This window comes from Streptomyces sp. XM83C, from assembly GCF_023072675.1.
GTDB classification, from domain to species: Bacteria; Actinomycetota; Actinomycetes; order Streptomycetales; family Streptomycetaceae; genus Streptomyces; species Streptomyces thermocoprophilus.
In genome coordinates, this window is the sequence record NZ_JALLGL010000307.1 from 1 (window position 1) to 7,035 (window position 7,035).

Annotated in this window: 3 protein-coding genes; all 3 read right to left on the reverse strand. The window is 75.8% G+C overall.

Annotation, left to right across the window (positions count from 1 at the left end):
* Positions 1-155 precede the first annotated feature (155 nt).
* Positions 156-1,001 carry a 3-hydroxyacyl-CoA dehydrogenase family protein gene (locus MTQ10_RS25460; RefSeq protein WP_247472499.1) on the reverse strand — a complete coding sequence of 282 codons (846 nt, stop codon included), beginning with the start codon at positions 999-1,001 and terminating at the stop codon, positions 156-158.
* A 104-nt stretch (positions 1,002-1,105) separates the two neighbouring features.
* A complete protein-coding gene (locus tag MTQ10_RS25465) occupies positions 1,106-6,052 on the reverse strand; it encodes a type I polyketide synthase (protein ID WP_247472500.1) in 4,947 nt (1,648 codons plus the stop codon).
* A gap of 35 nt (positions 6,053-6,087) precedes the next feature.
* Positions 6,088-7,035: beta-ketoacyl reductase (locus MTQ10_RS25470; protein WP_282612590.1), on the reverse strand; the 948-nt coding region annotated here is incomplete at its 5' end.

The following is a 7,035-nucleotide window of genomic DNA, read 5'->3' on the forward strand; positions in this document are numbered from 1 at the left end:
ACGAGATGCAGCGTAGTCTCGTGGGCTCGGAGAAGTGTAAAAGAGACAGGACGTCCGGGAGGAGGCCCGAGGGAGGCCCGGGGGTCGGGTGCGCCCGGAAGGCGGGCGGGTGCGGAAGGCCGGTCCTGGTGAACGCCGGTTCCGGGGAGGGCGGTTCAGGAGTCGTAGGTGTAGAAGCCGCGGCCGGACTTGCGGCCGTGGTGGCCGGCGTCGGTCATCTGCTTCAGCAGCGGGCACGGCCGGTACTTGCTGTCCGCGTAGTGCTCGTAGAGCACCTCGACGCTGTAGAGGATGGTGTCGACGCCGATCAGGTCGGCCGTCTCCAGCGGGCCCATGGGGTGCCCGAAGCAGCCGCGGAACACCTCGTCGACGTCGGCGGCGCTCGCCACCCCCTCGTACACCAGGTACGCGGCCTCGTTGACGGTGAGCATCAGCACCCGGTTGGAGACGAAACCGGCCGAGTCCTTCACCTCGACGGCCTTCTTGCCCATGGCGGTGAGCAGTTCACGGGTGCGGCGCACGGTCTCCGGCGAGGTGTGCACGCCGGGGATCAGCTCGACGACCGGCTTCGCCGGCACCGGGTTCATGAAGTGGACGCCGACCGTGCGCTCGGGGCGGCTGCTCAGCGAGGCGATCCGGGTGATCGGGATGGCGGAGGTGTTGACGACGACCACGGTGTCCGGGCCGCACGCCGCGTCGATCTCCCGGTGGACCTGCTGCTTGATCTCCCAGTTCTCGGTGACGTTCTCGATCACCACGGACGCCTTGGCGACCGCGGGGACACCGACCGCGGTGGTGATCCGCGCGAGGATCTCGTCCGCGTCCAGCGCGGGCCCGCCCATCAGGGCGCTCATCCGGCAGTTGCGGGCGATGGTGGCGCGGGCCGCGTCGAGGGTCTCCTCGTCCTTGTCGACGAGGACCACCTCGTAGCCGCACTGGGCGAGGTTCTGGGCGACACCGACGCCCATCACTCCGGCGCCCACCACTCCGATCAGGCTCATCTCCAGCTCCGTTCGTTCGTCTCGCTCGTCTCGTGCGCCGCGCCCGGGATCGTCCGGGCGCGGGCCTCGTGCTTGTCGGGGTCGTCGTGCTCGGGGTCGTGCCGTCAGCCGCGGGAGGCGGCACGGCGGGCGCCGAGGGCCTGCCGGCGGCGCTCCGTCCGGTCGGCGGAGCGCCTGGGGCTGCCCGGTGCGGCGGCGGTGTCCCCGGCCAGGGCCGCGGCCATCGCGGCGACGGTCGGGTGCTCGAACAGCAGGGCGGGGGCGACGGGGCGGCCCAGCCTCTTCTCCAGGGCGGCCACCATCGACATGCCGATCAGGGAGTTGCCGCCCAGCTCGAAGAACGGGTCGTGCGCGCCGACCTGTTCGAGCCCGAGGTAGGCGCACCACACCTCGGCGATCGTGGACTCCAGCCCCGTCGCGGGCGCCACGTACGCGCTGCGCAGCTGCGGGCGCGGGAAGCGGGCGGTGCCGACGGGCGCGGCGGGCGCGGCCTGGGCGTCCGCGGCGGACAGCGACGCCCACACCCGGCGGGCCTCCTCCAGCGGTTGCCGCAGGGCCAGCACCGGGCCCTGCGCGCCGGCCGCGAGCCGGTCCAGGAAGGCGCAGCCGGCCTCGTCGGTGAAGCCGTACTCCCGCCGGTAGGCGCGGACCCGTCCGGCCAGCGCGTCCTGCGCGTCGCGCCCCCAGTCGTCGTGCTGCCAGGGGCTCCACGCCACCGACAGCACACGGGTGCCGGGCGCGGACCGGGCGAGGCGGGCGGCGTAGGCGTCCAGGACGGTGTTGGCGGCGCAGTAGTCGCCCTCGCCGATCCCGCCGAGGACGGTCACCGACGACGAGTACAGCACCAGCAGCTCCAGCCGCTCCTCCTCGGGCACGCCGGGCCCGGCCAGTTCGGCCAGCGGGGCCATCGCCAGCACCTTCGGCGCCAGCACGCGGGCGGCCTCCTCCGGAGTGCGGCGGGCCGCCATGCCCCCGGCGGGGACGCCCGCGCAGTGCACCACGCCGTGCAGCGCGCCGAAGTGCTCACGGCAGCGGCGCAGGGCCTCGCGCAGCTGCTCCGGCTCACCGGCGTCCGCGGTGAGCAGCAGCACCTCGGCGCCGGCGGCCTCCAGTTCGGCCACGTCGGCGAGGGTGCGGTGCGCGGCGGGCCCGCCGTCGTCGCTCAGCGGGGTACGGCCGAGCAGCGCGAGCCGGCGCACCCCGGACCGCACCAGGTGCCGGGCCAGGGCCATGCCCAGGCCGCGGGTGCCGCCGGTGATCAGATACGTGCCGTCCGGCCGCCAGATCGGTGCGGCGCTGTCGGCCGGTTCGACCGGGCTGAAGCCGCGCAGCCACCGGCGTCCGCCGCGGTGGGCGGTGAGGGCGTCGCCGTCGTCGGTCCACGGGCCGCGCCGCAGCTCGTGGCCGAGGGCGCGGGCGGCGGCCCCGGCGTCCGGTACGGCGCCCTGCGGGTCGGCCTCCAGGTCGACGCCGCGCCAGGCGAGCGCGGGGTGTTCGCTGCGGACGACGCGGCCGAGGCCGTGCACCAGGGACCGTTCGGGTGCGCTGATGTCGCCGCCGGTCACCTCGACGGCGCCGGCGCTGACCGTCAGCAGCCGCACCGGGCGGTCGGCGGGCAGTTCGGCGAGGGCGCGGACCGTGCGCAGCAGGGTGTCGAAGCCGCCGGTGATCGCGGCGCGCAGCGCGGCCTCCTCGCCGTCGCCGTCCGGGCCGCGGGTGGCGAGGCCGCCCAGGTGGGCGATGTGCAGCGGGCCGGTGCCGAGGGCCGACGCGGTGCGCAGCACCTCGCGGAGGTGTTCGGGGCGGGCCGGGTCGGCGGTGGTGCGCGGGCCGTCGTGGCGCAGATCGCCGGTGCCGGGGACGACGTGCAGGACGGGGGTGCCCGAGGCGGCGGCCAGGGCGGCAAGGGCGGCGCCGGGGGTGCCGGCGGCGTCCGGGGTGCTGGTGCCGTGGGCCGGGGGGCCCGGCACGGCGGTGGAGTCGAGGATCAGCAGCGGCCCGTCGAGGGCCGGCGGGAGGATGCCCGGTGCGATGTCCTGCTGCCAGGCGGGCGCGTAGCACAGGTCTGCGGGCGCGCTGCCGGTCTCCTGGAGGGGGTCGGCCGTCCCGGCCGCCGGCGGCTCCGGCCAGAACCGGGTCCGCTGGAACGGGTAGCGCGGCAGATCGGTGAGCGCGGCCCCCGGCTCGCGCAGCGCGGGCCATGCCAGGTCGACGCCGACCTCCCACAGTCGGCCGCACGTCTCCAGGAGTGCGAGCCGCTCGTCCTTGCGGTTCTGCGCAGGCCAGGGCGCGGGCAGGGTGCCGAACACGGCCGGGGCGCGTTCGCCGCCGTTCTGCCGGACCAGGCCGCCCAGGGTCTGTCCGGCGCCCAGCTCCACGCAGGCGTCCACGCCGAGCCGGCCGATCTCGGCGACGCCGTCGGCGAACCGCACCGGACGGCACAGGTGTTCCGCCCAGTACGCGGGATCGACGGCCTGCTCGGCGGTGAGCCGGCGCCCGGTCAGGTTGGAGACGATCGTGACGGCCGGCGCGTCACGCGGGACGGAGGCGATCAGCGCCTGGAGCTTGTCGCGGGCGGGTTCGAGCAGCGTGGAGTGGAAGGCGTGCGCGGAGCGCAGCAGCCGGCACGCCACCCCGCCGGCGTCCAGGTGCCGGCGTACCGTCTCGATCTCGTCGGGCCGGCCGCTGAGCACGGTCATCTGCGGGCCGTTGAGCGCGGCTACGTCCACGGACGCCCCGCACGCGGCCAGCGCCGCCCGCACCCGGGTCTCGTCGACGGACACGGCGAGCATGTGGCCCGGTTCGGCGGCCTCGATCAGCCGCGCCCGCTCCACCACGATCCGCAGCGCGTCCTCCAGGGTGAACACGCCGGCGAGGCAGGCGGCGACGTACTCGCCGAGGCTGTAGCCGATCAGCACGTCCGGGGTGACGCCCCGGTGCCGCAGCAGGGCGGCGAGGGCGTACTCGACGGTGAACAGGAACGGGTGCGCCACCTCGGCGTGGTGCAGCGGGTCCGCCTGGGGTTCCGCGGGGGCGGAGGTACGGCCCAGCAGTGCCGCCAGGTCGAGTGCGGCCTCGGCGGGGGACTCCTCGGCGGGGAACAACGCCGGGCGCAGATCGACGCCGCACGCGTCGGCGACGGCCAGGCAGCGGTCGACGGCCTCGGCGAAGACGGGTTCCGTCCGGTACAGGCGGCGGCCCAGGCCGGCGTACTGGTCGCCCGTGCCGGGCAGCAGGAACGCCAGCCGGGGACGGCCCTTGACCCGGCGCACCCCCGGCTCGCCTGCGGCGCCGGACAGCAGCGTGGCGGCCTCCTCGGCGCTGTGGGCGACGACCGCCCGCCGGAACTCCTGGGCGGAGCGGCCCTCGCGCAGGGTGTGCGCCACGTCCGCGAGGCGGGGTGCGCCCGGGTCGCCGAGCAGTTCGGCGAGGTCGGCCAGACGTGCCCGCAGTGCCGCCGAGCCGGCGGCGGAGACGGGCAGCAGCCGGGGGAGCGGGCCGGAGTCGTCGCCGTCGCCGGTGTCCGCGTCCGCGTCCGCTTCGGCTGTGCCGCCCGGCACGCTCCCGCCGGCCGCCGGGGCCGCCGGGACCGAGGAGGCCGCCGTGCCCGTCCCGGTCACCGTGGCCGTCCCGCCCGCCGGGTCCGACGCCCCTGCCGCGGCTTCGGGCGCCGCCGTGGCAGCCGCCTCGAGCACGATGTGGGCGTTGGTGCCCGACCAGCCGAAGGAGCTGACCCCGGCGATGCGCCGCCCCCCGTCGTCGGGAAGCGGATGCGCCTCGACCGCGGGCCGTACCGTGCCGTCGGCGGGGACGGCCTCGGCCGGCTCCCGCTGGTTCAGGTTCGGCGGGACGAAGCCGTGCTTGAGCACCAGCACGGTCTTGATCAGCCCCGCCACCCCGGCCGCCGACAGGGTGTGCCCGATGTTGGTCTTCACCGCGCCGACCGCGAGGGGCCGTTCGGGGGAGCGGCCCTTGAACACGTCGTGCAGGGCGCCCAGTTCGATGGCGTCGCCGAGCCGGGTCGCCGAGCCGTGCGCCTCGACGTACGCGACCTCCTCCGGCCGTACGTCCGCGTCGCGCAGCGCCTGCCGGATGACGGCCGCCTGCGCGGCCCGGTTGGGCGCGGTGAGCCCGTTGCTGTGCCCGTCCTGGTTGACGGCGCTGCCGCGCAGCACCGCGTGGACGCGATGCCCGTTGCGCAGCGCCGACGACAGCCGTTCCAGGACGACGATGCCGCCGCCCTCGCCCATCACATAGCCGCTGGCCCCGGCGTCGAAGGTGCGGCACTCGCCGTCCGGCGACAGCATCGAGGAGGCGCACGCGTACACGAACGACGTGTCGGGCTGGATCATCGCCAGCGACACACCGCCCGCGACGGCCAGTTCGCACTCGTCGCGGCGCAGGCTCTGCGCCGCCAGATGCACCGACACCAGAGAGGACGAGCAGGCGGTGTCCACGGTGAGCGTCGGACCGCGCAGATCGAAGTGGTAGGCGAGGCGCCCCGCCGCCACGCTCGGCGAACTGCCCTGCACGAGGTAGGGGTCGGTGAACGCGATCGTGCCCTGCCGCTCGGTCTGCAGCCGCCCGTACTGGAAGGTGTCGAACAGGCCGATCATCACGCCGGTCCGGCTGCCCGCCAGCCGGTCGGCCGGGGTGCCGGCGTCCTCCAGGGCCTCCCACACCAGCTCCATCAGCAGCCGGTGCTGAGGGTCGGTGCGCAGCGCCTCCTGCGGGGACATCCCGAACAGCTCGGCGTCCCAGCCGGCGATGTCGTCGAGGAAGGCGCCCCGCCGGGTGTAGACGCCGTACCGCTCCTCGTACGGCTCGATGCGGAACCGTTCGGGCGGTACGTCCCGCACCGCGTCGCGGCCGTCGCGCACCAGCTCCCAGAACGGGCCGACACCGTCCGCGTCGGGGTAGCGGCAGGCCATGCCGACGATCGCGATCGGCTCCCCCGCGCGCTCCTCCAGCTCCGCCAGCCGGCGGCGGGTGCGCGCGAGGTCGGTCGTCGCCTTCTTCAGGTACTCGCGCAGCTTGTCTTCGGTTGCCATCAGTCTCGGACTCTTCTCACGTCGGTGGGCGGCGCTCAGGCCTGCTCGTCGATGAAGGCGAAGATCTCTTCGTCGGAGGTGAACTCGGCGAACTCGGCGTCGGGGCCGCTGTCCCGGCCGTCGCCGGCGGGCCGGTCGCCCGGCGCGCCCTCCAGCCCGGCGAGCGTGCGGCGCAGCAGCTCCGCGAGCCCGTCACGGGCGTCGCCGGTCGCCGCCTCGCGCAGCAGCCGGTCCAGCTCGTCCAGCGCCGGCCCGGCCTGCGGTGCCGCCGCGGTGCCGGGCGCCAGCTGTTCGTGCAGGTGCGCGGCGAGACGGGCCGGGGTCGGGTGGTCGAAGACGGTCGTCGTCGGCAGGGTCAGCCCGGTCGCGCCGGCCAGCCGGTTGCGCAGCTCGACCGCCGTCAGCGAGTCGAAACCGAGGTCCCGGAAGGACTGTTCGGGGTGGACCGCGTCACCCGACTCCTCCGCCAGCACCAGCGCCGCCTGGTCGCGGACCAGGCCGAGCAGCACATGCCCGGCCTCCGCCGGGGGCAGCGCCGCCAGCCGGGTCTTCAGCGCGTCGGCGCCGCCGGGCCGCTCGGAGCGTGCGGTACGGCGCACAGGACCGCGGACCAGGCCGCGCAGCAGCGCCGGCACCTCGCCCCGGAAGCGGCTCGGGTCGAGCTTGGCCGCCACGGGCGTCGGCAGGGCGGAGCCGAGAGCGGCGTCCAGGAGCGCCAGCCCCTCCTCCGCGCCGAGCGCGCCGACACCGTCGCGGGCCATGCGCCGCAGCTCGGTCTCCCCGAGGTGCCCGGTCATGCCGCTCGCCTCCGCCCAGAGTCCCCAGGCGAGGGAGAGGGCGGGCAGGCCTTGGTGGCGGCGGTGGTGGGCGAGGGCGTCGAGGGCGGCGTTGGCGGCGGCGTAGTTGGCTTGTCCGGCGTTGCCGAGGGTGCCGGCGATGGAGGAGAAGAGGACGAAGTGGGCGAGGTCGTGGTGGGTGGTGAG